21 protein-coding genes are annotated in these 24,017 nt (G+C 72.0%); 8 read left to right on the top strand and 13 right to left on the bottom strand.

Features of this window, described 5'->3' with window-relative positions; genetic code table 11:
* Positions 1–66: 66 nt before the first annotated feature.
* From ACTRO_RS33945 to ACTRO_RS33910, 8 genes are all read left to right on the top strand, one after another.
* A complete protein-coding gene (locus ACTRO_RS33945) occupies positions 67–1,059 on the top strand; it encodes an AAA family ATPase (RefSeq protein ID WP_034269794.1) in 993 nt (330 codons plus the stop codon).
* Positions 1,056–2,408, top strand: coding sequence for a DUF58 domain-containing protein (locus ACTRO_RS33940; RefSeq protein WP_034269791.1), 1,353 nt, complete (start codon positions 1,056–1,058; stop codon positions 2,406–2,408). Before ACTRO_RS33945 ends, ACTRO_RS33940 begins: the two co-directional genes overlap by 4 nt.
* A gap of 52 nt (positions 2,409–2,460) precedes the next feature.
* Positions 2,461–3,042, top strand: coding sequence for a hypothetical protein (locus ACTRO_RS33935; protein ID WP_034269788.1), 582 nt, complete (start codon positions 2,461–2,463; stop codon positions 3,040–3,042).
* Between the two features lie 251 nt (positions 3,043–3,293).
* Entirely contained in the window at positions 3,294–3,479 is a 186-nt protein-coding gene (locus tag ACTRO_RS33930; protein ID WP_034269786.1) for a hypothetical protein, read from the top strand.
* Between the two features lie 47 nt (positions 3,480–3,526).
* A complete protein-coding gene (locus tag ACTRO_RS33925) occupies positions 3,527–6,460 on the top strand; it encodes a helix-turn-helix transcriptional regulator (RefSeq protein ID WP_169739985.1) in 2,934 nt (977 codons plus the stop codon).
* A gap of 176 nt (positions 6,461–6,636) precedes the next feature.
* Positions 6,637–7,491, top strand: coding sequence for an SAM-dependent methyltransferase (locus ACTRO_RS33920; protein ID WP_034277968.1), 855 nt, complete (start codon positions 6,637–6,639; stop codon positions 7,489–7,491).
* 104 nt (positions 7,492–7,595) lie between these two features.
* Complete coding sequence (locus ACTRO_RS33915; protein WP_034269780.1) at positions 7,596–8,465, top strand: helix-turn-helix domain-containing protein; 870 nt, start codon at positions 7,596–7,598, stop codon at positions 8,463–8,465.
* A gap of 638 nt (positions 8,466–9,103) precedes the next feature.
* Positions 9,104–9,313: a DUF397 domain-containing protein gene (locus tag ACTRO_RS33910; RefSeq protein ID WP_034269777.1), complete on the top strand. Its 210-nt coding sequence runs from the start codon at positions 9,104–9,106 to the stop codon at positions 9,311–9,313.
* A gap of 218 nt (positions 9,314–9,531) precedes the next feature.
* Here ACTRO_RS33910 and rpe read toward each other — a convergent pair whose 3' ends face one another.
* From rpe to pyrF, 13 genes are all read right to left on the bottom strand, one after another.
* Positions 9,532–10,221 carry a ribulose-phosphate 3-epimerase gene (gene rpe, locus ACTRO_RS33905; protein ID WP_034269774.1) on the bottom strand — a complete coding sequence of 230 codons (690 nt, stop codon included), beginning with the start codon at positions 10,219–10,221 and terminating at the stop codon, positions 9,532–9,534.
* Positions 10,222–10,319: 98 nt separating this feature from the next.
* Positions 10,320–11,693 carry an RsmB/NOP family class I SAM-dependent RNA methyltransferase gene (locus ACTRO_RS33900; protein ID WP_051451794.1) on the bottom strand — a complete coding sequence of 458 codons (1,374 nt, stop codon included), beginning with the start codon at positions 11,691–11,693 and terminating at the stop codon, positions 10,320–10,322.
* A gap of 62 nt (positions 11,694–11,755) precedes the next feature.
* Positions 11,756–12,691 carry a methionyl-tRNA formyltransferase gene (fmt, locus tag ACTRO_RS33895; protein ID WP_034269771.1) on the bottom strand — a complete coding sequence of 312 codons (936 nt, stop codon included), beginning with the start codon at positions 12,689–12,691 and terminating at the stop codon, positions 11,756–11,758.
* A gap of 91 nt (positions 12,692–12,782) precedes the next feature.
* Complete coding sequence (gene def / locus ACTRO_RS33890; RefSeq protein WP_034269768.1) at positions 12,783–13,325, bottom strand: peptide deformylase; 543 nt, start codon at positions 13,323–13,325, stop codon at positions 12,783–12,785.
* Between the two features lie 107 nt (positions 13,326–13,432).
* Positions 13,433–15,463, bottom strand: a complete 2,031-nt coding sequence (locus tag ACTRO_RS33885) for a primosomal protein N' (RefSeq protein ID WP_157436594.1) — start codon at positions 15,461–15,463, stop codon at positions 13,433–13,435.
* A gap of 94 nt (positions 15,464–15,557) precedes the next feature.
* Complete coding sequence (metK, locus tag ACTRO_RS33880; protein WP_034269762.1) at positions 15,558–16,763, bottom strand: methionine adenosyltransferase; 1,206 nt, start codon at positions 16,761–16,763, stop codon at positions 15,558–15,560.
* Positions 16,764–16,947: 184 nt separating this feature from the next.
* A complete protein-coding gene (coaBC, locus tag ACTRO_RS33875) occupies positions 16,948–18,222 on the bottom strand; it encodes a bifunctional phosphopantothenoylcysteine decarboxylase/phosphopantothenate--cysteine ligase CoaBC (RefSeq protein ID WP_051451793.1) in 1,275 nt (424 codons plus the stop codon).
* Positions 18,223–18,242: 20 nt separating this feature from the next.
* Positions 18,243–18,521 (bottom strand): DNA-directed RNA polymerase subunit omega, encoded by a 279-nt coding sequence (gene rpoZ / locus ACTRO_RS33870; RefSeq protein WP_034269759.1) that lies wholly within the window; start codon positions 18,519–18,521, stop codon positions 18,243–18,245.
* A 66-nt stretch (positions 18,522–18,587) separates the two neighbouring features.
* Complete coding sequence (gene gmk, locus ACTRO_RS33865; RefSeq protein ID WP_034269756.1) at positions 18,588–19,184, bottom strand: guanylate kinase; 597 nt, start codon at positions 19,182–19,184, stop codon at positions 18,588–18,590.
* A 163-nt stretch (positions 19,185–19,347) separates the two neighbouring features.
* The gene (gene mihF, locus ACTRO_RS33860; RefSeq protein ID WP_034269753.1) at positions 19,348–19,668 is read right to left on the bottom strand and encodes an integration host factor, actinobacterial type; all 321 of its coding nucleotides are present in this window, start codon (positions 19,666–19,668) and stop codon (positions 19,348–19,350) included.
* Between the two features lie 544 nt (positions 19,669–20,212).
* Entirely contained in the window at positions 20,213–21,808 is a 1,596-nt protein-coding gene (locus ACTRO_RS33855; protein WP_034269749.1) for an MFS transporter, read from the bottom strand.
* 130 nt (positions 21,809–21,938) lie between these two features.
* A complete protein-coding gene (locus ACTRO_RS33850; protein WP_034269746.1) occupies positions 21,939–22,913 on the bottom strand; it encodes an aldo/keto reductase in 975 nt (324 codons plus the stop codon).
* Between the two features lie 216 nt (positions 22,914–23,129).
* The gene (gene pyrF / locus ACTRO_RS33845) at positions 23,130–23,996 is read right to left on the bottom strand and encodes an orotidine-5'-phosphate decarboxylase (RefSeq protein ID WP_034277962.1); all 867 of its coding nucleotides are present in this window, start codon (positions 23,994–23,996) and stop codon (positions 23,130–23,132) included.
* Between the last annotated feature and the right edge of the window lie 21 nt (positions 23,997–24,017).

Below are 24,017 nucleotides of genomic sequence, written 5' to 3'. Positions count from 1 at the left end.
CCGACTTTCTCCACCTGCCGCGGGGCCGGGACCGGCTCCGCATCCGAAGAAGCTACGAGGACGCGAATGACCGACGAACTGACGCCGCAACAGGCCGGGGCCGTGGCCCGGACCGTGCTCGACGAGGTGGAGCGCGCCGTCGTCGGCAAGCGCCGGCCGCTCGAGCTGGTGATGCTGGGCGTTCTGGCCGGCGGCCACGTGCTGATCGAGGACCTGCCCGGGCTGGGCAAGACCCTGCTGGCGCGCTCGTTCGCCACCGCCCTCGGGCTGGAGTTCACCCGTATCCAGTTCACCCCGGACCTGCTGCCCTCGGACGTGACCGGAGCGCCGTTCTACGACCAGAAGAGCGGGGAGATGGTCTTCCGTCCCGGACCGGTCTTCACCCAGCTGCTGCTGGCCGACGAGATCAACCGCACTCCGCCGAAGACGCAGGCGGCGCTGCTCGAAGCGATGGCGGAGAGCCAGGTCTCGCTCGACGGCGTCACCCGCCCGCTGCCCAAGCCGTTCATCGTCATCGCCACGGACAACCCGATCGAGTACGAGGGCACTTACTCGCTGCCCGAGGCACAGCTCGACCGGTTCCTGCTGCGCACGCGCATGGGCTACCTGCCGGTGCAGGACGAGGCGGCGATGCTCAAGCGCCGACTGGACCGGGCGGCGCCCGAAGCGGTGCTGGACGCCAAGTCGGACGCGAGCCAGGTGCTGGCGATGCGCGAGAGCCTCGAGCGCGTCGAGGTCGACGACGATCTGATCGGCTACGTCGTCGCGCTCATCGACGCGACCCGCGCACACGCGCAGGTCCAGGTCGGTGCTTCTCCGCGCGGCGGTCTGGCGCTCGTTCAGCTCGCCCGCGCGCACGCGGTCCTGCGCGACCGCGACTACGTGGTGCCCGAGGACGTCAAGGCGGTGGCGGTGCCCGCGCTCGCCCACCGCATCACGCTGCGCCCGGAACTGTGGGTGCGGCGCATCTCGACCGACGACGTCGTCGCCGGGATCGTCGAGTCCGTGCCGACCCCGCGCACCACGCCCAACCCGGCGCAACCCGCCGCGCGCGCATGAGCGAGAAGCCCGGACCGCCGCAGCCGTCACCCCTGGTGCAGCGCGCGCTCGGCCGGGAGGCGCAGGGCGGCAACGAATTCGAGGCCCCGTCGGCGCGTCCGGACGGGTGGCGCCTGTCCGAACGCGGGTACCGGCTGGTGGCGGTCGCCGCGTGCGCGCTGGCCGTGGGTGTGGCCGCCGGCAACGCGTGGGCGTTCGCGCTGGCGGCCGGTCCGCTGGTGTGGCTGGTGCTCGCTGCCCGCCCGGGCGCCAAGCCGGAACGGGTCCAGGCGACGGCACATGTGCCGGTGCGCCGCTGTTTCGAGGGCGAGACCGTCTCGGTGCGGATCGACTTGGCCTTCGCCGGCGCGGCCGGCGGCCTCGACCCGGCCGTGTATCCGGGCCCTGGCGTGGAGCTGACCGGGATCGAACAGCGGGCGGGCACGGTCGGCCTGATGTTCACCGCGCACCGCTGGGGCCGGTGGAGCCTGGGCGTGGTCGATCTGGACGTCTACGACCGGGCGGGTCTGGCTCGGCAGAGCGTGCGCGTGGACTTGGGCGACTGCGAGGTCTTCCCGCTGCCGTCGGACAGCTCGCTCACCCCGATCCCGGCGCGGCTGCCGAACCGGCTCGGCGAGCACACCTCACGCCAGCGCGGCGAGGGCCTGGAGTTCGTGGGCGTGAGTCCGTTCCGGTGGGGCGAGCGCCAGCGCCGGATCAACTGGCCGGCGACCACGCGCCGCGGCTCGATCCAGATCAGCCAGTTCGCGGCGGAACAGGCGACGGACGCCGTGGTCCTGCTCGACGCGTTCGGCGACGTGGTCTCGGCCGTGGACGGCCACAGCACCCTGGACGACTCGGTGCGCGCCGCGGCGGGCATCGCGCGGGCGTATCTGCGCAGCCACGACCGTGTGGGCATCGTCTCGTTGGGCGGCAGACTGCGCTGGCTGACCCCCGGCACGGGTTCGACCCACCTGCTGCGGATCGTCGAATCCGTCCTCGACGTGCGGCGCGACATGGGCTATCAGGTCCCGGACCTCGACCGCGTCCCGCCGCCGGCATTGCCCGCGGGCGCATTGGTGTACGCGATCACTCCGCTCGCGGACGACCGGTTCCTCGAAGCCCTGCGCGATCTCGCCGAGCGCGGGAACCCGGCCGTGGTCGTGGAGATCCCGGCCGGCGAACCGCTGCTCGACCCTCAGGACCCGGACGCTCCGCTCGCGCGGAGGCTGTGGCGCCTGGACCGCGAGGCCTTGCGGTTCAGCCTCACCGAGCGCGGAATGCCGGTGGTGGCCTGGGATGGCGAGGGCGCGCTCGACTTGGCCTTGGCCCCGCTGCTGCGCCGTCCCGTGTACGGGCGGTCTCGATGAACCCGTTCGCCGTGAGAACCTTCCACCGCACAAGCCGAAGCAGGACTCTCCGATGAGCATGATCTCCCGAGTCGCGGGCGCGCTGCAGCGGGATGTCCCCGCCAGGATCCTCGGCATGGGCCTGTTGGTCGCCACCCTCTACCCGGCCCGATTGGGCGAGCAGTTCGGCACGAGGTGGGTGCTGGTCGGGGCGGCGCTGGTCGCAGGCTGTTGGGCGGCTCCGCCGCTGCGCGAACGCCCCGTCATGGCCGGCCACAAGTTGTGGTCGCGGGTGTCGAGGTACCGCAACACCCTGTTGCCGTGCGTCGGCGTGCTGCTTGCGGCCACGAGCACGCCGCCGACGTGGCTGATGGTGGTCGATCTCGTCCTGGTGCTGATGTACCTGAGCGTGCTCGATCTTCATAGCGAGGCGCCGGGTACGCCGCCCGGCCTCGGCAGCCACGCCGTCGCCGCGTGGATCGCGGCCGGAACCGTCCTCGGCGCCGCGCTGACGCCGGTGTCCGGAGGCTGGTGGGGCCGGATCGTGGCCGCCGGCGCCGTGTTGGCGATCAGCGCGACGGTGTACGCTGTGCTCCGTTTGAGCAAGCCAGCCTCTTACCATCAGCCCACGTCAGGCGAGGCCCGACGGCCATGACCCGGCCCGGGCTGGCATGACAAGCACTTACTGGCAGGACTCTTCCATCAGAGTCCTCCGCGCGGCCGCTCGGTTCTGAGGTACCTAGATCGTCTCAGGCCGATCTAAGGTAGCTCAGCCGCCCGCCTAAGGTAGCCGTGGTCCCCGTTTCGGCCTCCGGTTTCGGGAGATCGTCCGATCCGCCGGGCCTACCTTGGCTCGGATCCTTGAATCAGCCGGGAAATCCCGGCGCCGATTCGAGGAGGACTCACATGAACGGCTTTCTGAACGAGTACGCGGCCCTCGCCTACGTCGCGGAGCGCCAGGCGTCTCTGGAGAGCGCCGCGCGGCGGCACCGCCTGGTTCACGAGGTCAAGAAGTCGCCCCGGGGCGGGCTTGATCCGCGGACCGTACGCGATCCGCGGCCGAGTTCGCGGTGCGCCACGGACCTGGCGTGACCGTCACGGCGGACCGGCCGTCGGTAGAGCGTGGCAGACTCACTGATGTGACAAGGTCGACAAGCCCGGTGTTCATCGGCAGGAAGAGCGAGCTGTCCCGACTGCGTTCCGTGTTCGAGCGGTCCGCGGCCGGGCAGCCGCAATCCGTGCTGTTGGGCGGCGAGGCCGGGGTGGGCAAGACCAGGCTGGTGGAGGAGTTCGCGGGGCAGAGCGGGGCGGCGCTCGCACTGGGGGCGTGCGTCGAAATAGGGGGCGACGGGGTTCCCTACGCGGCCTTCACCGGGGTGCTGCGCAGCTTGCACGAGGCGGATCTGCTGCGCTGCGGGGGCTGGGAGCGCGACGAACTCGCCCGGCTGCTGCCGGAACTGGGGGCGGCCCCACCGGCGCGGATAGACGATGAGTTCGGCCGAGTGCGGCTCTTCGAGGCGGTGACGTCGGCACTGCTCGACGCGGCGGAGGAGCGGCCGCTGATCGTGGTCGTCGACGACCTGCATTGGGCGGACCGGGCGAGCCGCGAGCTGTTCGGCTACCTCGCCCGGGTGCTGCGCCGCGGTCGGCTGCTGCTGATCGGCACCTTCCGCGACGACGAGCTGCACCGCGGGCATCCGCTGCGGCCGCTGGTGGCCGAGCTGTCGCGGGTACGGGAGGTGGAGCGGATCGACCTCGGCCGGTTCGACCGCAGGGAGACGGCGGAGCAGCTCGAGGCTTTGCTCGGCGAACGGGTGGCGCCGAGCACGGTCGAGGACGTCTACTGCCGAGCCGAGGGCAACGCGTTCTTCACCGAAGAGCTCGCCTGCTGCTTCTCCTGCGGGGACGGGGACGAGCTGTCCTGGACGCTGCACGACCTGTTCATCGCACGGGTGGAGACGCTGCCCGAGGACACTCAACGCCTGCTGCGGCTGATCTCCTGCGCCTATCAGCCCACGCATACCGCGCTGATCAGCCGGCTGTCCGGGCTCAGCGAGTCCGAGCTCGCCGACCGGCTGCGGCCGGCCTTCACCGCGCAGATGCTGATCGGCGGGGAGGGGGACGCGTTCCGCTTCCGGCACGCGCTGATGCGCGAGGTGCTGCGGGAGAACCTGCTGCCGGGCGAGCGGGCCCGGATCAGTCGTCAGCTCGGCGAGCTGCTCGAGCAGGATCCCGGCCTCGTCGCCGAGGACGGCCGGGACGTCCAGGTCGCGCACTACTGGCACCGGGCGAAGGTGGCGGACAAGGCCTTGGCCGCCTCCTTGCGCGCGGCCAAGCGGGCCAACGAGAAGTTCGCCTTCTCCGATGAGCTCGCCATGCTCGAGCGGGCGCTCGAACTGTGGGACGCGGTCGACCACGCTCCGGACGAGCAGCCGGACGAGATCTACTGGATGTACCGGGCGTCGCTGGCGGCCTGGCGCGCCGGGCAGCCGGATCGCGGACTGTGCTTCGCCGAGGCGGGCCTGGCCGTGATCGACGTCGAGCAGCGTCCGACCCTCGCCGCGCACCTGTACGAGCAGCGCTCCACGCACCGCTGGGGGCTCGGCCGGCTGGACCTCGACGGGCTCTACCGCGCGGTGGATCTGTTGCCCGCGGACCGCTATCCGGTCAAGCGCGCCTTCATGCTCGCGCGGCTGGCTTCCAAGCTGTGCCTGCACGGGCGCAGCACCGAGGCGCTCATAGCCGCGGAAGAGGGGCGCCGGCTCAGCGAGCAGGCTCCCGATCTCGGCGACCGCTTGCTCGCTTTGTCCTCCTACGGGTCCGTGCTCTTCCACTCCGGGGACTGGGAGCAGGGGTTGGAGCTGCAGTATCAGGCGCGCGAGCAGGCGCACTCCATGGGCCGTACCCCGGCTCTGCTCTCGCGCATCGAGATCTGCATCTCCGACGAGCTGTACAAGCTCGGACGGTACGCCGAGGCCGCCGAGGTGGCCGAAGGCGCACTGGACTCGGTCGCCGCGTCGAACCGGGCGCAGAAGGGCCTGCTGCGGCACAACGCCGCGGAGCCGCTGATCGATCTGGGGCGGCTCGACGAGGCGCTGGCGCACATCGACGAGGGCCTGAACCTGGCGCTCCCGGACGTCCAGGACCAAGGCCTGCTGCGGCTGCGCGCCTCCGTGCACGTGCTGCGTGGCCACAACGATGCGGCCGCCGCCGACCTGCGCCAGGTCGTGCGGCGGGGTCGGTTCGGGCACGGAGACATCGAACTGCAGCATCTGATTCCGACCGCGGCACTGCAGATCATGCTGGCTGCCGAGGGCGGAGTGGGCGAGCAGGTCGGCGTCGAGCTGCGGCAGGTCTTCGCGAACGGGGTGCGCGAGGAGTTCGAGTGGTGGGCCTGGCCGCTGCTGTACACCGCGGCGGCTGCGCTGACGGACCTCGACAGCCGGGACGGGGAGCTCAGTGCGCTCATCCGCAAGTACGCCGACGCGATTCCCCGCCGCGTGCCCATCCACGACCTCTACGCGGGTCTGATCGCCGCCGAACTGGCCATGGCGGAGGAGGTGGCGACGTCGACCGCGGCCTCGCCGACGCCGCTGTGCTGGGCGGAGTTGGCCGGCCGCGCGGACGAGATAGCCGCGCCGGTCCTCCTCAGGGCCCGGATACGCCTGCGCGAGGCCCAGCACGCCGCGGCGGTGCCCGGAGGCCGAGAAGCGGCCGCCACGGCCGCGCGGGAGGCTCGCCTGCTCGCGGTGAGCCTCGGCGCCGAGCCGCTGCTGGCACGGATCGACGCGCTCGCGCGCAGTGCCCGTCTGCTGAGCGTCGTGCCGTCCGACGAGCCCGGCGCCGCCGTTCAAGCCGCTGCGACGGCACCCGGCCTCACCGCGCGCGAGACCGACGTGTTGCGGCTGGTGGCCGAGGGGCTGTCGAACGGTCAGATCGGCGCGCGCCTGTACATCACCACGAAGACGGTGTCCGTGCACGTGTCCAACATCCTGGCGAAGCTCGGCGTCTCGTCCCGGACCGAGGCCGCCGCCGTCGCTCACCGCGATCGTCTGCTCGAACCGGCGGCCTAGGCACACGGCGGGAGGTGACGGCGTAACGAGCGGGATAAGAGTCGCAGAGGGGGGTGACCGTGCGCGTTCGAGGCAGTACGCTGGGTCGGTCCGTAGCCGTCCCCTGACGGCCGTACCAGAACGCTGCCGCCCACGCAGCGGTCCGTGGAAAAAATCGAAGAGTGTGCGAGGTGGACATGCCCGAGGGAGTAGCCGACGCAACGCCGCGTCGGGTTCCGGTGGGGATAGATCCGAACCGCCCGAGCATCGCCAGGGTCTACGACGGGTTCCTCGGGGGGAAGAACCACTACTCGGTCGACCGGGCGGTGATGGATCGAATCCTCGAGGTGGTGCCGGAAGCTGCCGACATCGCCCAGGGCAATCGTCGCTTCCTCAACCGCGCATGCCGCTTCCTGGCCACGCAGACGGACATCGAGCAGTACCTGGACTGCGGGTCGGGGCTGCCCACCACGGAGAACACGCACCAGATCGTGCATCGGTCCAATCCGGAGGCCCGCATCGTCTACGTGGACAACGATCCGGTGGTGCTGGCCCACGGTCGAGCCCTCCTCGAGGACGACGAACTGGTCGTGATCGCCGAGGCGGACATCTTCTCGCCGTCGACCGTCCTCGACCATCCCCTGGTCGCGCAGTACCTGGATCTTTCCGAGCCGGCGGTTCTGCTCCATGTCGGCACCCTGCATCACCTTGAGGGTGACGGCGGGCCGGCACTGATGCAGCAGTACATCGACGCCCTCGCGTCCGGCTCCTACGTCGTCTTCAGCCACTTCTACGACCCCGAGGTGCCCGAGCTGACCAAGGTGGCCAAGCGGATCGAGGAGATCCTCGTGCACGGGCCCATGGGCGCCGGCCGCTTCCGCACGCGCGAGGAGATCGAGGCGATGCTGCCCGGCCTCGAGATCGTCAAGCCGAACGCCACCCGAGGGCCCGGGCTCGTGCCCTGCTACCAGTGGTGGCCCGACGGCCCTCAGCTCAAGACGCCGAGCCCCACGGCGCAGTGCATCGGCGGCCTGGTCGCCCGCAAACCGTGAACGGCGCCGTACGGCGCTGGCATTCGGCGCGAAGCTGACTTAGCGTAGATACCCACACACGTTCGCCGAATAGCGAATCCTTGTTCGCGTCAGGAGGATCGGGGATGGCCGCGGAGGGCAGTGCGGGGCGGGCCGGACCGTCGGTGCGCCGACTGATCTTGGGCAACCAGCTGCGCAGACTGCGGGAGCGAGCCGGCATCAGCTGCGCCGAGGCCGGTTACAGCATCCGCGGCTCCGCCTCCAAGATCAGCCGGCTCGAGACGGGCCGGATCAGCTTCAAGGAGCGGGACGTCGAGGACCTGCTCACGCTCTACGGCCTGACGGATCCGGAGGAGCGGGCGCAGCTCGTCTCGCTCGTGGCGCAGTCGCGCCAGACCGGTTGGTGGCACCGCTACAACGACCGGATGCCGAAGTGGTTCGAGGACTACGTCGGCCTCGAGGAGGCGGCGGCCCGGATCCAGAGCTGGGAACTGCAGTTCGTACCCGGACTCATGCAGACCGAGCACTACGCCCGCGCCGTGGTCACCCACGGGCACCCTCGTGCCGGGTTCGACGACGTCGACCGCATGGTCGAGCTCCGACTCCGTCGCCAGCGCCTGCTCGACGGCACGCACCCGCCGCAGCTGTGGATGGTGATCGACGAGTCCGTGCTCCACCGGGCCCTCGGCGGCGTCCACGTGCTCAAGGCGCAGATCGAACGGCTGCTCGAACTGACCGCGCTGCCGCACATCACCCTGCAGGTGATCCCGTTCTCGCGCAGCGGCTACGTCGCCGAAGGCGCGTTCTCGATCCTGCGCTTCGCCGAACCGGAACTGCCGGACATCGCCTACATCGAGCATCTGACCGGCGCGCTGTACCTGGAGCGCCCGGACGAGATCGAAGTGTACGGACGAGCCTTCGACCGCCTGGTCGTCGATGCCGAGACGCCGCGGGCGAGCCGCCAGCTGCTGGCGAAGATGCGGATGGAGCTCTAGCCGCCCGCACAGGCAGTGCCGAGCGGCAGCGGCCGGCCGCTGCTGCGGTCGTGTGGCGCCGCGTGGCGGCCGCGAGGCAGACAGGACACGGATACAGGGCACGCCAGGCGACCGTAGCGGGCCGCGCAGGACGCGCCAGGCGCCGATGTGCGACGCCGGAACGCAGCCCCCCGTACGGTCGGGGCGTCGATCGGGCCCTGGCGCGCTCGCCTACCCATCCGTGCGCCCTTGTGCGTGCCCGGACACGCGCCCGCGTGCGCCCGCTTACACGCGCGCCCACCCGTGCGTGTGGCCCTGACGCGCGCGCCGCCAGATGTCAGCGTCCGCATATATGCAGTCACCGCACGGCCGCACCCGCGTTCCTATCCGGCCGCGCGAGGATCGTACGTTTGTGCCATACCGGCCGGCCGATCGACTCAGTCGGTTCCGCTTCCCTGTGCTGCCTAAACGGACTGATCGGCCGCTGCCGTGCCCGCGCCGTACGTCACCGATCGTCGCCAGGGGAACGCCGTCAGGTCATCCGCATCGGTGAATTTCACGCAGCGGGATTCTGTGATCACGCCATGCATGCTAGGTTCTTGCACAGAGCACATGCAATTGCAGACATACGGTGCACGCACATCGAAAGGCTGCCGATCATGAGCAAGAACTCGAAGATGGCCTGGCGCAAGAGCTCGTACAGCGGCGCCAACGGGAACTGCGTCGAATTCGCCGTCGCGGACGCCGATCTCGTGGCGGTACGCAACTCGCGGTTCCCGGACGGGGCGGTCCTGCTGTTCAACCGGGACGAACTCGGTGCCTTCCTGGCCGGCGCCAAGGACGGCGAGTTCGACGACCTGGCGTCCTGACGGATCGCCCCGCCTCGGCGGGGCGCTTCCGTTTCCGATCCCGTGGGCCCGCCTACGAGCCGAGCTCGCGCTTTGAGAACCGTGCCCGCCGCCGTTCACCCACGACGCGGCGGGCGCGGGCGTACCGGCGGAATCTCGCCACGCCCCGGCTCCGCCGGAGTCAGCCGCAGCTCTCTGCGAACGGCGCGCAGCCCGCGCTTTCTCGATACGGCCAGTCTTCAGTGCGCGCAGGCCCAGTCCGACGCCGACGTCGCCTTCTCGGCCAGGGCGCGCAGCTCGCGCACGGCGCGGTCGCGGTCCTCGGCGGCGTAGACGGCGGATCCGGCCACGAACACGTCGGCGCCGGCGTCGGCGCAGCGCTCGATGGTCTCGGTGGAGACGCCGCCGTCCATCTGCAGCCAGATCTGGCCGCCGTGGCGGGCGATCGCCTCGCGGGTGCGGCGCACCTTCGGCAGCACCGACTCGAGGAAGCGCTGGCCGCCGAAGCCGGGCTCGACCGACATGATCAGCACCATGTCGAGCTCCGAGAGCAGGTCCTCGTACGGCTCGATCGGGGTCGCGGGCTTGAGCGCCATGCCGGCCCTCGCGCCGGCGGCGCGCAGCGTCCGGGCGAGCCGGATGGGCGCGGCGGCGGCTTCGACGTGGAAGGTGACCGAGCGGGCGCCGGCCTCCGCGTACGCGGGGGCCCAGCGGTCCGGGTCGTCGATCATCAGGTGGCAGTCCAACGGCAGCGTGGAGACCGAGACCAGCGATTCGACGATCGGCAGGCCGAGCGTGAGGTTGGGCACGAAGTGGTTGTCCATCACGTCGACGTGCACCCAGTCGGCCGCCGGGGAGATGGCGGCCACCTCGTCCGCGAGGCGGGAGAAGTCGCTGTTGAGGATCGAGGGCGAGATCTGTACGGCCATGGCTCCCATTCTCCCGTACGCGCGCGCCCATACCTGCCGATGACGCGTCAGATGCGGGGAGGCGACGTCGAGCCGTCACTCCCCCGCGGTCTACGCGCTCACGCGCGCTCTCGTCGCAGCAGCGCCAGGTACATCGCGTCGGTGCCGTGTACGTGCGGCCACAGCTGCACGTCGGGCCCGTCGCCGAGCTCGGGTACGCCGGGCAGGTACGGGCGCGCGTCCACGCGAGCGACGTCCGTGCGCCGCCGCAGCACGTCGTCGACCACGACACGTGTCTCGGCGAGATGGGGCGAGCACGTGACGTACGCCACGAGGCCGCCCGGCCGGGCCGAGTCGAGGGCGGAGTGCAGCAACTTCTTCTGCGTCTCCGCCAGCAGTGCCACATCGCCCGCGCTGCGCCGCCACCGGGCTTCCGGCCGCCGGCGCAGCGCGCCGAGACCGGTGCACGGCACGTCGGCGATGACGCGGTCGAACGACGCGCTGTTCCAGGCCGGCACGGTGCCGTCGGCCGTGATCGCCTTGTGCAGCCCGGGGATCGGCTGCAGGGCGCGCTTGACCAGCCGGGACCGGTGCGGGGCGAGCTCGGCGGCGATCAGCCTTCCGCCGCGCTCCGCGACGGTGGCGGCGAGCAGCGCCGCCTTGCCGCCGGGGCCCGCGCACAGGTCGAGCCAGAGCTCGTCGACACCCTCCATCTTCGCCTCGGCGAGTGCGAGCGCGACGAGCTGGCTGCCCTCGTCCTGCACGCCGGCGCGGCCGCGGCGCACGGCCTCGATCCGGCCGGGGTCGCCGTGCGGGAGATACGCCGCCGTCCTCGCGAACCGACCGGGCTCGGCGCCCTCATCGAGCAGGTCCTCGACCGTGGCCAGCCCGGGCCTGGCCACGAGAGTCACCCCGGGGCGCTCGTTGTCGGCGCGCAGCAGGTCGTCGATCTCCTCGTGCGCGGTCTCGGCGCCGCGGTGCGCGGCCAGCGAGTCCCAGAGGGCTGACACGATCCAGCGCGGGTGGGCCCGGTACAGCGCGAGGTAGCCTTCCGGATCGTCCTGCGGGTTCGGCGCGATCCGGTCGAGCCAGGCGTCGAAGTCCGACTGGCCGACGCGGCGCAGCACCGCGTTCGACATCCGGGCGGCGCCTTCGTGCAGTACTTCCCGGGCGAGGTCCACCGTGGCGGCCACGGCCGCGTGCGGCGGGATCCGGGTGGCCAGCAGCTGGTGCGCGCCGAGCCGCAGCAGGTCGAGCAGTTCGGGGTCGAGCTGGGCCAGCGGGCGGTCCACGCACTCGGCCAGGATGGCGTCGTACGTGCCCTGGGCACGCAGCGTGCCGTACGCCAGCTCCGTGGCCAACGCGGCGTCGCGTGCGTCGAGGTGGCGCTCGTTGAGGATGCCCGGCAGCACCAGGTTGGCGTACGCGTCGTGCCCGGAGACCGCGCGCAGGGTGTCGTAGGCGGCTCGGCGGGCCGGATCGGAAGTACGCATCAGAGGATCTTACCGGCTATTCGCGACCGTCATCGGCCTTGGCCGTGTCTTCGAACCACGGCCTAGGCGAAGTACGCGGTCTCATCGGTCAGCCGCAGCCCGCGGGCCCAGTCGGCCGCGTTCATCCGCTTGCGGCCCTGCGGCTGCACGTCGCCGAGGCGCACGGTGTGGCCGGAGCCGGTGCCGACGATCACGCCGCGCTTGTCCACGACGATCCGGGCGGGCTCCACCTCGCTCGTTCCGGGCAGCGGGGTGAGCGGGAAGAGCTTGACCCGCTCGCCGCCGAGCGTGGTCCAGGCTCCCGGCGCGGGCGTGCACGCGCGCACCTGGCGGTCGATGAACTGGGCCGGCATCTTCCAGTCCACCCGGGCGTCCTCGACCGTGATCTTCGGCGCCAGCGAGATCCCGTCGCCCGGCTGCGGGACCGGGCGCAGTTCGCCGTCCTCGATGCCGTCGAGGGTGGCCACGAGCAGCCGCGCGCCGTCCACGGACAGCCGCTCGAGCAGGTCGCCGGCGGTGTCGGTGCGGCTCACCTCGGTGGTGATCGTGCCGTAGATCGGGCCGGTGTCGAGGCCCTGTTCGAGCTCGAAGGTGCAGGCGCCGGTGATCTCGTCGCCGGCCATCAGCGCGTGCTGGACCGGGGCCGCGCCGCGCCAGGCCGGCAGCAGCGAGAAGTGCAGGTTCACCCAGCCGCGCGCCGGGATGCGCAGCGCGTCGAGCGGGATCAGCCCGCCGTAGGCGACGACGGGGCAGATGTCGGGGGCGAGCTCGGCCAGCCGGGCGAGGAACTCGGGGTCGCGCGGGCGGGCCGGGGTGAGCACCTCGATGCCGTGCTCCTCGGCCAGCCGGCGCACCGGCGAGGGCTCGAGCCGCCGGCCGCGGCCGACCGGGGCGTCGGGGCGGGTGAGCACGGCGGCGACCTCGTGCCGGGACGAGGCGAGCAGCGCCTCGAGCGAGGGGACGGCCGGCTGCGGGGTGCCCGCAAACATCACGCGCATGGTTTCCGGTGCCTCGATCCTTGAGCGGGGGTGACGGTTCCGACGCCGCGTCAGTCGGCGGCGCGTGGCGGCCGGGGGCCGGCCACGCGGCTTAGAGAGCCGCGCCGAAGGTGGCGTGCGGCGACTGCTTGACCCGGACGGCCTGCCCGGCCCACTCCGCCTGGCGGATCGCGCGCAGCGCCGCCTTGCGCTGCTCCCGGTCGAGCCGGTCGACGAACAGGATGCCGTCGAGGTGGTCGGTCTCGTGCTGCACGCAGCGCGCGAGTACCTCGCTGCCCTCGAGCTCGACCGGTTCGCCGTGCTCGTTGAAGCCCTTCGCCACCACACGCAGCGCGCGGGTGCAGGGGAAGCTCAGGTCGGGGATCGACAGGCAGCCCTCGTTGCCGTCCTGGGTCTCCTCGGACAGGTCGAGGCTCGGGTTCACGAGGTGTCCGGTGACGCCGTCCACGTGGTAGGTGAACACCCGCAGCGAGACGCCGAGCTGGGGGGCGGCGAGTCCGGATCCGGGCGCGTCGATCATCGTCTCGGTCAGGTCGCGGATCAGGTTGCGCAGTTCCTTGTCGAAGTCCACCACCGGCTCCGCGGGCGTGCGCAGCACCGGGTCGCCGAAGAGCCGGATCGGTCGGATCGCCACAGTACTGCCCCTGCCCTCGCTGGTCGCTTCGCGTCGTTCCCCGCCAGTTTACCGACCGGAACCAGGGCGGCGGTCCGGCTTGCGCGACTCCGCCCGGCGCCGGGCCGCTACGCCAGATCCACCGGGTCGATCCGCAGCCGCACCGGCTCCTCGACTTTCTTCGCCGCGCGCACGCCCAGCGCGGCCTTGAGCGCACGGGCGAGTTCGGCGCCGTCGGCCCGGTCGCAGCGCACGAGCATCCGCTCGGTGGCGGTGCCCGCCCGCTGCACCGGGACGGGGCCGAGCAGCTGGGCACCCGCCGGCAGCTCGGACAGGTCGAGCAGTTCTTTGAGCGCCGGGTACGCCCCCGTCAGCTCGGCGATACGGGCGCTCGGCGGATAGCCGAGCTCAGTGCGCTCGGCCAACTCGCGACGGGCGAATCCGGCCGGATCCCAGCGCAGCAGGGCCTGGGCCGCCGGGAGGCTGCCGTCGCCGCACAGCAGGACCGCACCGCCGCGCCCGGCCGGACGCACGAGCGACGCCGCGCCGAGCCAGCGCCTCAGTGCCTGTTCGGCGGCACGCAGCGTCGGAAGGTTGAGCAGGTCTTGCGCATCGAGCAGCAATGCCGCGGCGTAGCCTTCGTCAGCGGCCGGTTCGGCTCCCGGCGTAGCCAGCACGAGCGCCGGGTCGGCTGATACGTGCTCGATGATGCCCCGAGCCGCGTTGCTCTCGCGCACGGGCACGCCTGGGAACGCACGCCCGAGCTCCTCGGCGCTACGGTGCACGCCCGTGGCCCGGCTCCGCAACCTGAGGCCGGAACAGGTCCGGCACTTCCACTGCGCCGCGATGCGCCCGCACCATCCGCAGATCGGGTCCTGCTGCGGCCCTGGCTGAGAGAGCGGGCCGCCGCAATGCGCGCACCTGGCCGTCTCGCGGCATTGCGCGCAGGCCAGGCGAGGCCGGTATCCGGAGCGAGGCACCTGCACCAACACGGGCCCGTGGGCGAGCGCCTCGCGGGCCAGGCGCAGAGCCTGCGGCGGGAGGTGCCCGGCCACGGCGCCGGGGTGCAGCTCGCGATCGCGGCTGCGCTCTTCGTTGAGTGCGAACACGCGCGGCGCGTGCTCGCGGACGGTCGCTCGCGGCGCGGAAAGCGGGCGGGCCCAGCGGCGTTGCACGAGGTGCGCGGCTTCCGCGGTGGCGGTGTAGCCGCCGATGAGTGCTCCGGCGCGGGACTGATGGGCTCTCAGCAGCAGGACCTCGCGGGCGTGCGGATAAGGAGCCAGCCGGACCGCGTGTCCGGAGTCCGCGTCGTCCCAGACCGCGACGAGGCCCAGGTTGTCGATCGGCGCGAACTGTGCGGCCGCGGTGCCGACCACGGCACGGATCTGACCCCGGCTCAGCGCGAGCCAGCGACGGTACCGCTCGGCGGCGCCGAGGTCTGCGGTCAGAGCCACGTGCCGGCCTTCGCCCAGCACTCGGATGAGCGCCGCGTCGATTTTGGCGACGTCGCGCCCTGTGGAGGCGATCACGACCGCGCCGCGTCCGCCGGCCAGGGCGGCGTGAACGGCGGCGGCGAGCGCGGCGGAGGGATCGGTGTTGGGCAACGCCGTCCACACCGCGCGCGGTGACTCACCGCGGACCAGCGACTCCAGGTACTCCGCACCGCCGGGATAGGCACGCCAGGGCTCTGGCACGGGCGGGGGCAACGGTCCGAGCAGCGGCTCTTGGGGCGGCTTGCCCTCCGCTCTGGCGTGGCGCGGCGGAACGACCAGCCGCAGGACGTCCGCGAGCGTGCCGCCGTAGAGCTCGGCGACCTGCCGGGCCAGCGCCAGGGACTCCGGGCCGAGCACCGGCTCGGGCGAGACGACCCGCTCGATCGGCACCAGATTGCCGGTGAAGTCGCTGTGCTCGAGCCGCTCTATCAGGTAGCCGTCGACGAGGCGCCCGGCGAAGCGCACCCGCACGCGCACGCCCGGCCGGGCGTTCTCGGCCAGGCGCGCCGGAACGGCGTAGTCGAAGTAGCGGTCGAGGTGCGCGGGCTCCAGATCCACCGCGACCCGCGCGACCGGGCACTGCTCGGCGGGCTCGACGGGCTTGGGCGGTCCGGACACGCGGGCGCGCACCAGCGCGAGCTGTTCGTGTACGGTTCCTTGCCCCACAATGCCCCATTAAACAGCCGGCCGCCGACAGCCGAAGCCCCGCCGCGTCCTTGACGGCGCGACGGGGCGTTCGGAACGGCTGTATGACGATACGTCAGGCCACGGCGGCCTTCAGCGCGTCCACCCGGTCGGTGCGCTCCCAGGTGAACTCCGGCAGGTCCCGGCCGAAGTGGCCGTACGCCGCGGTCTTGGTGTAGATCGGCCGCTTGAGGTCCAGGTCGCGGATGATCGCGGCCGGGCGCAGGTCGAAGACCTTGCCCACGGCCAGCTGGATCTCGTCCACCGGAACGGTCTCGGTGCCGAAGGTCTCCACGAACAGGCCCACCGGCTCGGCCTTGCCGATCGCGTAGGCCACCTGCACCTCGGCCCGGCCGGCCAGGCCCGCCGCGACGATGTTCTTGGCCACCCAGCGCATCGCGTACGCGGCCGAACGGTCCACCTTGGACGGGTCCTTGCCGGAGAAGGCGCCCCCGCCGTGCCGGGCCATGCCGCCGTAGGTGTCCACGATGATCTTGCGGCCGGTCAGGCCGGCGTCGCCCATCGGGCCGCCGATCTCGAACCGCCCGGTCGGGTTGACCAGCAGCCGGTAGTCCGCGGTGTCCAGGCCGAGGGCGGCGAGCTCGGGCTCGACCACGTACTCGCGGATGTCCGGGGCCAGCAGCGTCTCCAGGTCGATGTCGGAGGCGTGCTGGGTGGAGACGACCACGGTGTCGAGGCGCACCGGCTTGTCGCCGTCGTACTCGATGGTGACCTGGGTCTTGCCGTCCGGGCGCAGGTAGGCGACCGTGCCCTCCTTGCGGACCTGGGCGAGGCGGCACGCCAGGCGGTGCGCCAGCGCGATCGGCAGCGGCATCAGCTCGGGCGTGTCGGAGCAGGCGTAGCCGAACATCAGGCCCTGGTCCCCGGCGCCCTGCCGGTCGAGCTCGTCCTGCTCGCCCTCGACCCGCGCTTCGTAGGCCGCGTCCACGCCCTGCGCGATGTCCGGGGACTGCGAGCCGATCGAGACCGACACGCCGCAGGAGGCTCCGTCGAAGCCCTTCTTGGAGGAGTCGTAGCCGATCTCCAGGATCCGCTCGCGCACGAGCGCCGGGATGTCGGCGTAGCCCGAGGTGGTGACCTCGCCGGCCACGTGCACCTGCCCGGTGGTGATCAGCGTCTCGACCGCCACGCGCGAGGAGGAGTCCTCGGCCAGCAGCGCGTCCAGGATCGTGTCCGAGATCTGGTCGGCGATCTTGTCGGGATGCCCCTCGGTCACGGACTCGGAGGTGAACAGGCGGCGATCGGTATACGTACGGACCACGGGGGCTTCCCTTCTGCAGCGGCTGCTGACTTCTCGTGGCCCAGTGTAACCGCGGAAGCTCGTCGCGGAAGAAGCGGCCCGACCCGTGGACGGATGATTGGTCAGATCTAGGGGCTTAATGGGTTGATTCAAGGGGTGGGCGCGTTTGCGCGTCCGGAAGACCGCGGCGGCTGATCGGCGCCGGTCAGAGCCCGGGCTCGGCGGCCCGGGCACGCCACGCGAGCACGCAGTCCCAGATCAGCTCCGCCAAGACGGCCTTGGAACCCGGCGGCACCGGAGTCTCCGCGCCGCCCGTCTCCACGATCACCGCCTCGGTCTCGGGCCGGCCGAAGACCTTGTCGGCGCCGACCTCGTTGACGACCAGGAGGTCCACGCCGTACTTGGCGAGCTTGCGGCGGCCGAGGTCGAGAGCGGAGTGCTCCGCGTCCCCGGTCTCGGCGGCGAAGCCCACGACCGTCTGCCCCGGACGCGAGCGCTCGCGGGCGATCTCGCGCAGGATGTGCGGGTTCTGCACGAGCCGCAGCGTGGGGGCGGAGGTGTCGTCGCTCTTCTTGATCTTGGCGCCGGCGTAGTCGGCGGGGCGGAAGTCGGCCACCGCCGCGCTCATGACCACCACGTCCGCCTCGGGCGCGGCGGCGAGCACCTGCTCGCGCAGCTCCAGCGCGGTGCCGGCGCGCAGCATCTTCGCCCCGGCCGGGTCGGGCAGCGAGACGTTGGCGGCGACCAGGGTGACCTCGGCGCCGCGGGCCAGCGCGGCCCGGGCGAGCGCGTAACCCTGCAGGCCGGAGGAGCGGTTGCCCAGGTAGCGGACCGGGTCGAGCGGCTCACGGGTGCCGCCCGCGGTCACCAGCACGCGCAGGCCGGCCAGGTCGGGCGCGGAAGCGCCGCGCCGCAGCACGGCGAGCGCCGCGGCGAAGATCTCCTCCGGGTCGGGCAGCCGCCCGGGCCCGGAATCGGCCCCGGTCAGCCGGCCCACCGCGGGGTCGAGCACGATCGCGCCGCGGCGGCGCAGCGTGGCGACGTTCTCCTGGGTGGCCGGGTGCAGCCACATCTCGGTGTGCATGGCCGGGGCGAAGAGCACCGGGCACCGGGCGGTGAGCAGCGTGTTCGTCAGCAGGTCGTCGGCCAGGCCGTGCGCGGCCCGGGCGAGCAGGTCGGCCGTCGCCGGCGCGACCACGACGAGGTCGGCGTGCTGGCCGAGGCGCACGTGCGGCACCTGCGGCACGTCCTGCCAGACCTCCGCGGAGACCGGGTGCCCCGACAGCGCCTCCCAGGTGGGGGCGCCGACGAAGTGCAGCGCGCTGGCCGTGGGCACGACCCGGACTTCATGCCCGGACTCGGTCAGCCGGCGCAGCAGCTCGCAGACCTTGTAGGCGGCGATGCCCCCGCCCACGCCGAGCACGACGCGGGGGCGGGAGGCCGTCGCGGGGAAGTCCGCCGCGTCCGCACTCGCCGCCATGAGGGCTCCTCAGCCGCCGGTCAGAGCGAGGTCGGCGAAGCCGGCGTGGTCGGCTCGATCGGCTCCGCGGTCAGCAGGCCGGCGTTGATCTCGCGCAGCGCGATGGACAGCGGCTTCTCGTGCACGTGCGTGTCGACGAGCGGGCCGACGTACTCCAGCAGGCCCTCGCCGAGCTGGGAGTAGTAGGCGTTGATCTGGCGAGCGCGCTTGGCCGCGTAGATGACCAGGCTGTACTTGGAGTCGGTCGCCTCGAGCAGCTCGTCGATCGGCGGGTTGATGATGCCTTCGGGCTCGGTCATGGACAAGGCTTGGACCTCACGGCTTGGACGAGTGGGGATCGCGTGTGGGCGAAGGCCGGATTCGGCTCAGCCGACACCCATCAAGGTTAACAGTTCGCGCGCCACGTCCTCGACGGACGTGTTCACCAGGGTGACGTCGAACTCGGTCTCGGCGGCCAGTTCGTCGCGCGCCGCGGCCAGCCGGCGCTCCTGGACCTCGGGCGGCTCGGTGCCCCGCTTGGTGAGCCGGTTCACCAGCTCCTCCCAGCTCGGCGGGGCCAGGAAGACCAACAGGGCCTCGGGCATCGCCTCGCGCACCTGCCGGGCCCCCTGCACGTCGATCTCGAGCAGGGTGGCGTCGCCCTCGGCGAGCCTGTCCAGCACGGGCTGGCGCGGGGTGCCGTAGCGGTTGCCGGCGAACTCGGCCCATTCGAGCAGCTCGCTGTTGGCGATCAGCTTGTCGAAGCCGTCCTGGTCGACGAAGCGGTAGTGCTTGCCGTCGATCTCGCCCGGCCGCGGGTGGCGGGTGGTGGCGGAGACGGACAGCCAGATCTCAGGGTGCTGGGCCCGCAGATGCGCGAGCACGGTGCTCTTGCCGACCGCCGAGGGCCCGGAGAGCACCACCAGCCGGGGCCGGTGGCCGTTCGGTGGTTCGGGGCGCGCGGTATCGGTCGAGGTCGTCACACGACCTGAGCCTAGCGCATCGCCGGTACGCCATCGGAATGGCGAACCGGACGACACGCCACTGCCACGGTTTGCAAGGCCGAGCCCCGTGCCCCGTGCCGCCCTCGGCTATGAGGGCTCTGATCCACCGCGGGCCTCGACGGCCGCGGTCGTGCTCACTTGCCTACTTGGCCGAACCGAACTCGCGCTCGAGCGCCGCGATCTGGTTGGCGCCGAGGCCGCCGACGCGGCGGTTCTCGGAGATGGAGAGCCGCTCCATGATCTGCTTGGCCCGGACCTTGCCGACGCCCGGCAGGGACTCGAGCAGGGCCGAGACCCGCATCTTGCCGATGACCGGGTTCTTCTGGCCTTCCTGGACGACCTCGGAAAGGGAGGCGCCGGAGTGCTTGAGGCGGTTCTTCACCTCAGCACGCTCGCGGCGGGCCGCGGCGGCCTTTTCCAGGGCAGCCTGGCGCTGTTCGGGAGTGAGGGGCGGGAGAGCCACGCCAATTCACCTCAATGACATCGAATCGGATTGTGGGGGGTTGAGCCGCCCGCGCACGAAGGCCTCAGCCCGATGATCGCGGGTCCCGAGAGCTCGGGTCCCGAATGCTCGGGTGTGACGTTTCGCCCGGCCGGTCGGCTCGGTGGTCCGTTGCCGGAACCTAGTCGCTTCCCGCGTGGGTTGCAAGGTGACACCCCTGCTGGTCTGCGATAAAACCGGAGCGTACCGGAGTCGGGCGCGCCGTGTGCAGCGGATCCGCCTATTCACCCTCCCGAGGGCCGGATTTCGTCCCGAATGAGAGTTCTTTGTCCAAATTATTCGTGGCCTGGTTATCCCGACGCCGTGCCTGATCCCGGCCCCGGGAGGGCGGAAACGGCACCTCGGACCCCTAGTCGCGGCGGTCGTGGGAGCGTTCTCGGGCCCGATTCGGCGCCCTAATATCGAGTTCGACCGTCTCGCAGAGCGGGACGATCGGCGGGTGCGGGCGCGGAGTTCGCATCGGAGTTCGCTTCGCGCGGGGTTGGAAACCGGCGCGGAGTTCGTTTCAGCGAACGGTTCCGCGGGGCGGATCGAGAGCCGGATCAGAACCCGCATCGGGGTCCGCGGCCGAGTCCGTGCCGGGGTCCGTGCCGGGGTCCACATCGACGAGGCGCACGGCGCGGGAAGCCGTGGTCCACAAGGCGGTCACGCCGAAGCAGCCCGCGAGCACGAGTACGGCCGAAGCGGGCCCGAACGAGTCCGCGAGCACGCCGGCGACGGGCGTGGAGGTCCACAGCAGGCTGCTGACGGCGAACTGCCGGGCCGAGAGAACCCGTCCGAGCAAGGCTTCCGGGACGACGCGCAGCTCGTAAGTCTCGAGCACGACGGTCAGCGGCACGATGAGGAAGACGAGCGCGGCGCCGATCACGCCGATCTGCCAGGGCTTCGGCGCGTAGGCGACCCCCACAGAGGCCAGCACGACGGCCCAGGAGGCGGACAGGACGAGTGCGCGTCCACTGATGCGGCGAGCCAGCAACGGCGCGCAGACGGCGCCCAGGAGCCCGCCCACGGCCGCGGCGGACGTGATGGCCCCGATGGCGCTGGGCCCGGCCCCGCGGTCCTTGAGCAGCGCGATGACGAGCAGCACGAGCCCGGTCGCCAGCGCGTTGACCAACGCGGCCCACGGCACCGCGAAACGCAGGAACGGATGCCGGACGATGAACGCGACGCCGGCCCGGATCTCCGCCGCCGCAGCCCGTATCCCGGCCGGAGGCGGCACGGTTTCGGCCGCGGCCTCGGGGTGCGTGACGGCATCCGCGTCGGTGTCGGTGTCGGTGCGCCCGGCCGATTCCGGGGGCTCTGCGGGTTCTGCTGGTTCTGCGGACTCGGCGAATGCGGCCGATCGAGCGCGCAAGGGCCGTTTGCGCGCACGATCCGGCCCGAGCGGACGTCGGATCGCGGCCACGCCGACGGCGGCGACGGCGAAAGACACCGCGTCGCCCAGGAACGGCAGCCAGCGCGCGATCGTGAACAGCATGCCGCCCACCGGCGGGCCGATCAGCGAAGCGCCCATGTCCCGGCCCTGCCGCGCCGCGGACATCGCCGGGAACTGATCCGGATGCACGAGTCGGCGCAGCACCGGAGCGAGCGCGGCGCCGCTGATGCCGTTGAGCATGCCCTGGATCAGCGCCACCAAGGCGATGTGCAGAACATTGACATGGCCGCGCGCCACCGCGTAGACGACCGTGCCGGTGCCGATCGCCTGCCCGATGTAGCACGCGATGATGACCGGCCGCCGCGGAAACCGGTCGGCGATCACGCCGCCCGGAAGCGTCGTGGCGAGGCCGCCCAGGTTGAGGCAGGCGCCGACGACGCCGGCGCGCGCCACCGACCCGGTCGCGTACAGCATCAGCAGCGGATACGTGATCTGCGACATCGAGCTGCCCAGCGAGGAAACCAGGGAGCTGAGCCACCAGCCCGCGTAGTCGCGGTTGCGCCACAGCGGCGGCGCCGCGTCGGAGGACGGTGGCGCGGGCGATGCCGCAGGCGTGGCGGACGGCGCAGGCGCGGCAGGCGCGGCGGACGGCGCGTCGTATGCTGCGAGAGCAGACGCGGGGGCCACGCCGTCCGCAGCACCGGCACCAGCGGCCGGCGCGGGCACGCGAACCACGCCCTCCGCAGGCGACGAACCGTGCGCGACCGACGCAGCGTCCGCAGACGATTCCGCGTCCGCGGACGGTCTCCCGTCCGCGGATGTCCCTGCGCCCGCGGGCGCGGCTACTCCGCCGGCCTCAGACTTCGATGCCGGAGATCTCGTGTGGGGTATACGGCGCCTCGAGTTCCTCCACCTCCTCCGGGCTCAGCTCGACCTCGAGCGCCGCGAGCGCGTCGTCGAGATGGTGCGGCTTGCTCGTGCCCACGATCGGCGCGGTCACACCCGGGCGGCTCGCCACCCAGGCCAGCGCGACTTGGGCGCGCGGGATGGCGCGCTTGGCGGCGATGCGGGCGACGGCCTCGACGATCGCGCGGTCGCCTTCCTGGTACAGGCCGGTCGCGAAGCGGTCGGTCTCCTGGCGCTGCGTGTCCTCCTCCCAGTCCCTGGTCAGCCGGCCGCGGGCGAGCGGGCTCCACGGGATGACGCCGATGCCCTCCTCCCGGCACAGCGGCAGCATCTCCCGCTCCTCCTCGCGGTAGAGCAGGTTGTAGTGGTCTTGCATGCTCACGAACCGCGCCCAGCCGTGGTGCCGCTGCAGGTACAGCGCCTTCGCGAACTGCCAGGCGTACATGGACGAGGCGCCGAGGTAGCGCACCTTGCCGGCCTTGACCACGTCGTGGAGCGCCTCGAGCGTCTCCTCGAGCGGGGTCGTGCCGTCGAAGCGGTGGATCTGGTACAGGTCGATGTAGTCGGTGCCGAGGCGGCGCAGGCTGTGGTCGACGTCGGCGAGGATCGCCTTGCGCGAGAGCCCTCCGCCGTTCGGGCCCTTCCTGGTGCCGAAGTACACCTTCGTCGCGATCACGACCTGGTCGCGGTCGGCGAAGTCCTTGAGCGCGCGGCCGACGATCTCCTCGCTGGAGCCGCCCGAGTACGAGTTGGCGGTGTCGAAGAAGTTCACGCCCGCTTCGAGCGCACGCTGGATGTACCCGCGCGCCTCCGGCTCGCGCACGACCCACTGGTGGCCGCCGCGGGCCGGGTCGCCGAAGCTCATGCAGCCCAAAGCGATCGGGGACACCTCGAGGCCGGTCGAACCGAGTTTCACGAATTCCATACCGTGATCAACGGCCCGACCGGGGACGAGGTTCCCCGGATCGGTGCTTTCGAGGGCCCGTCAGGCGAATTCTGCTGATAGCAGAAATGGGGTCACCGCGGGCCAACTGACGGTATGATGGAGAAAAGCTGACATACCGTCAGTTGCGTCCGTGCCCCTGCCCTGCCGCTCGACCCGCTCCCCCCGCCGGGTCGGGCACAGTCCGTCGGGTCCGGCTCAGTCCGTCGGGTGGGCGTAGCCGAGGGCGATGCGGCAGTCCTTGACGGCCTGCCGAGCCACACGGCGCAGCACGGGGACGTCGGGGCCGTGGCGCAGGACCTCGCGCGACATCGACGGGATCACGTTCGGCAGCGCTTCGCCGAAGACGGCGCGCAGATCCTGCGGGGTCGCGCCCTGGGCACCGAGGCCCGGGGCGAGCAGGGCGCCGTTGAGGGTGGCGAGGTCGAACGGGATCGGGTCGGTGAGCGTCGCGCCGATGACGGCGCCGATCGGGCCCATCGGCGCGGCCGTCCCGTTGCGCTCGGCGGCTTGGGCCAGGATCGCGCCGCCGACGGTGCGGCCGTCGGGCGTCGCGGCCCGCTGGACCGAGGCGCCTTCCGGGTTGGAGGTGAAGGCGAGCACGAACACGCCGCAGCCGTTGCGTTCGGCGGCGCCGAGGAAGGGCTCGAGGGCGCCGAAGCCCAGGTAGGGCGAGACCGTCACGGCGTCGGAGAACAGCGGCGAGGACGGGTCCAGGTACGCGTCCGCGTAGGCCTCCACCGTCGAGCCGATGTCGCCGCGCTTGGCGTCGAGGATCACCAGCGCGCCGGCCGAGCGGGCCTCGGCGACGGTGCGCTCGAGCACGGCGATGCCGGCCGAGCCGAAGCGCTCGAAGAACGAGGACTGCGGCTTGAGCACCGCGATCCGGTCGGCCAGCGCCTCGACCATGGTGAGCGCGAAGCGCTCGAGGCCGGACGGCGAGTCCGGCAGGCTCCACGCGCCCAGCAGGGCGGCGTGCGGATCGATGCCCACGCACAGCGGGCCCCGGGTGTCCAGGGCCTTGCGCAGCCGCGCGCCGAAGGTCTCCTCCGGGCGCGGGGGCACCGCGGCACCGCTCCCGCCGCC

The sequence above is a fragment of the Actinospica robiniae DSM 44927 genome (assembly GCF_000504285.1).
Taxonomy (GTDB): Bacteria; Actinomycetota; Actinomycetes; order Streptomycetales; family Catenulisporaceae; genus Actinospica; species Actinospica robiniae.
This window is presented reverse-complemented; position numbering and strand designations above follow the sequence as displayed.

What these genes read in the sequence shown, in the direction of transcription:
- ACTRO_RS33945 (WP_034269794.1), top strand. Translation starts at nt 67, where the DNA reads ATGACCGACGAACTGACGCCGCAACAGGCCGGGGCCGTGGCCCGGACC.
- fmt (WP_034269771.1), bottom strand. Translation starts at nt 12,691, where the DNA reads ATGCGCGTGATGTTTGCGGGCACCCCGCAGCCGGCCGTCCCCTCGCTC.
- coaBC (WP_051451793.1), bottom strand. Translation starts at nt 18,222, where the DNA reads ATGGCGGCGAGTGCGGACGCGGCGGACTTCCCCGCGACGGCCTCCCGC.
- ACTRO_RS33935 (WP_034269788.1), top strand. Translation starts at nt 2,461, where the DNA reads ATGAGCATGATCTCCCGAGTCGCGGGCGCGCTGCAGCGGGATGTCCCC.
- rpoZ (WP_034269759.1), bottom strand. Translation starts at nt 18,521, where the DNA reads ATGACCGAGCCCGAAGGCATCATCAACCCGCCGATCGACGAGCTGCTC.
- ACTRO_RS33910 (WP_034269777.1), top strand. Translation starts at nt 9,104, where the DNA reads ATGAGCAAGAACTCGAAGATGGCCTGGCGCAAGAGCTCGTACAGCGGC.
- rpe (WP_034269774.1), bottom strand. Translation starts at nt 10,221, where the DNA reads ATGGCCGTACAGATCTCGCCCTCGATCCTCAACAGCGACTTCTCCCGC.
- ACTRO_RS33915 (WP_034269780.1), top strand. Translation starts at nt 7,596, where the DNA reads ATGGCCGCGGAGGGCAGTGCGGGGCGGGCCGGACCGTCGGTGCGCCGA.
- ACTRO_RS33940 (WP_034269791.1), top strand. Translation starts at nt 1,056, where the DNA reads ATGAGCGAGAAGCCCGGACCGCCGCAGCCGTCACCCCTGGTGCAGCGC.
- ACTRO_RS33920 (WP_034277968.1), top strand. Translation starts at nt 6,637, where the DNA reads ATGCCCGAGGGAGTAGCCGACGCAACGCCGCGTCGGGTTCCGGTGGGG.
- ACTRO_RS33930 (WP_034269786.1), top strand. Translation starts at nt 3,294, where the DNA reads ATGAACGGCTTTCTGAACGAGTACGCGGCCCTCGCCTACGTCGCGGAG.
- ACTRO_RS33850 (WP_034269746.1), bottom strand. Translation starts at nt 22,913, where the DNA reads ATGGAATTCGTGAAACTCGGTTCGACCGGCCTCGAGGTGTCCCCGATC.
- ACTRO_RS33900 (WP_051451794.1), bottom strand. Translation starts at nt 11,693, where the DNA reads ATGCGTACTTCCGATCCGGCCCGCCGAGCCGCCTACGACACCCTGCGC.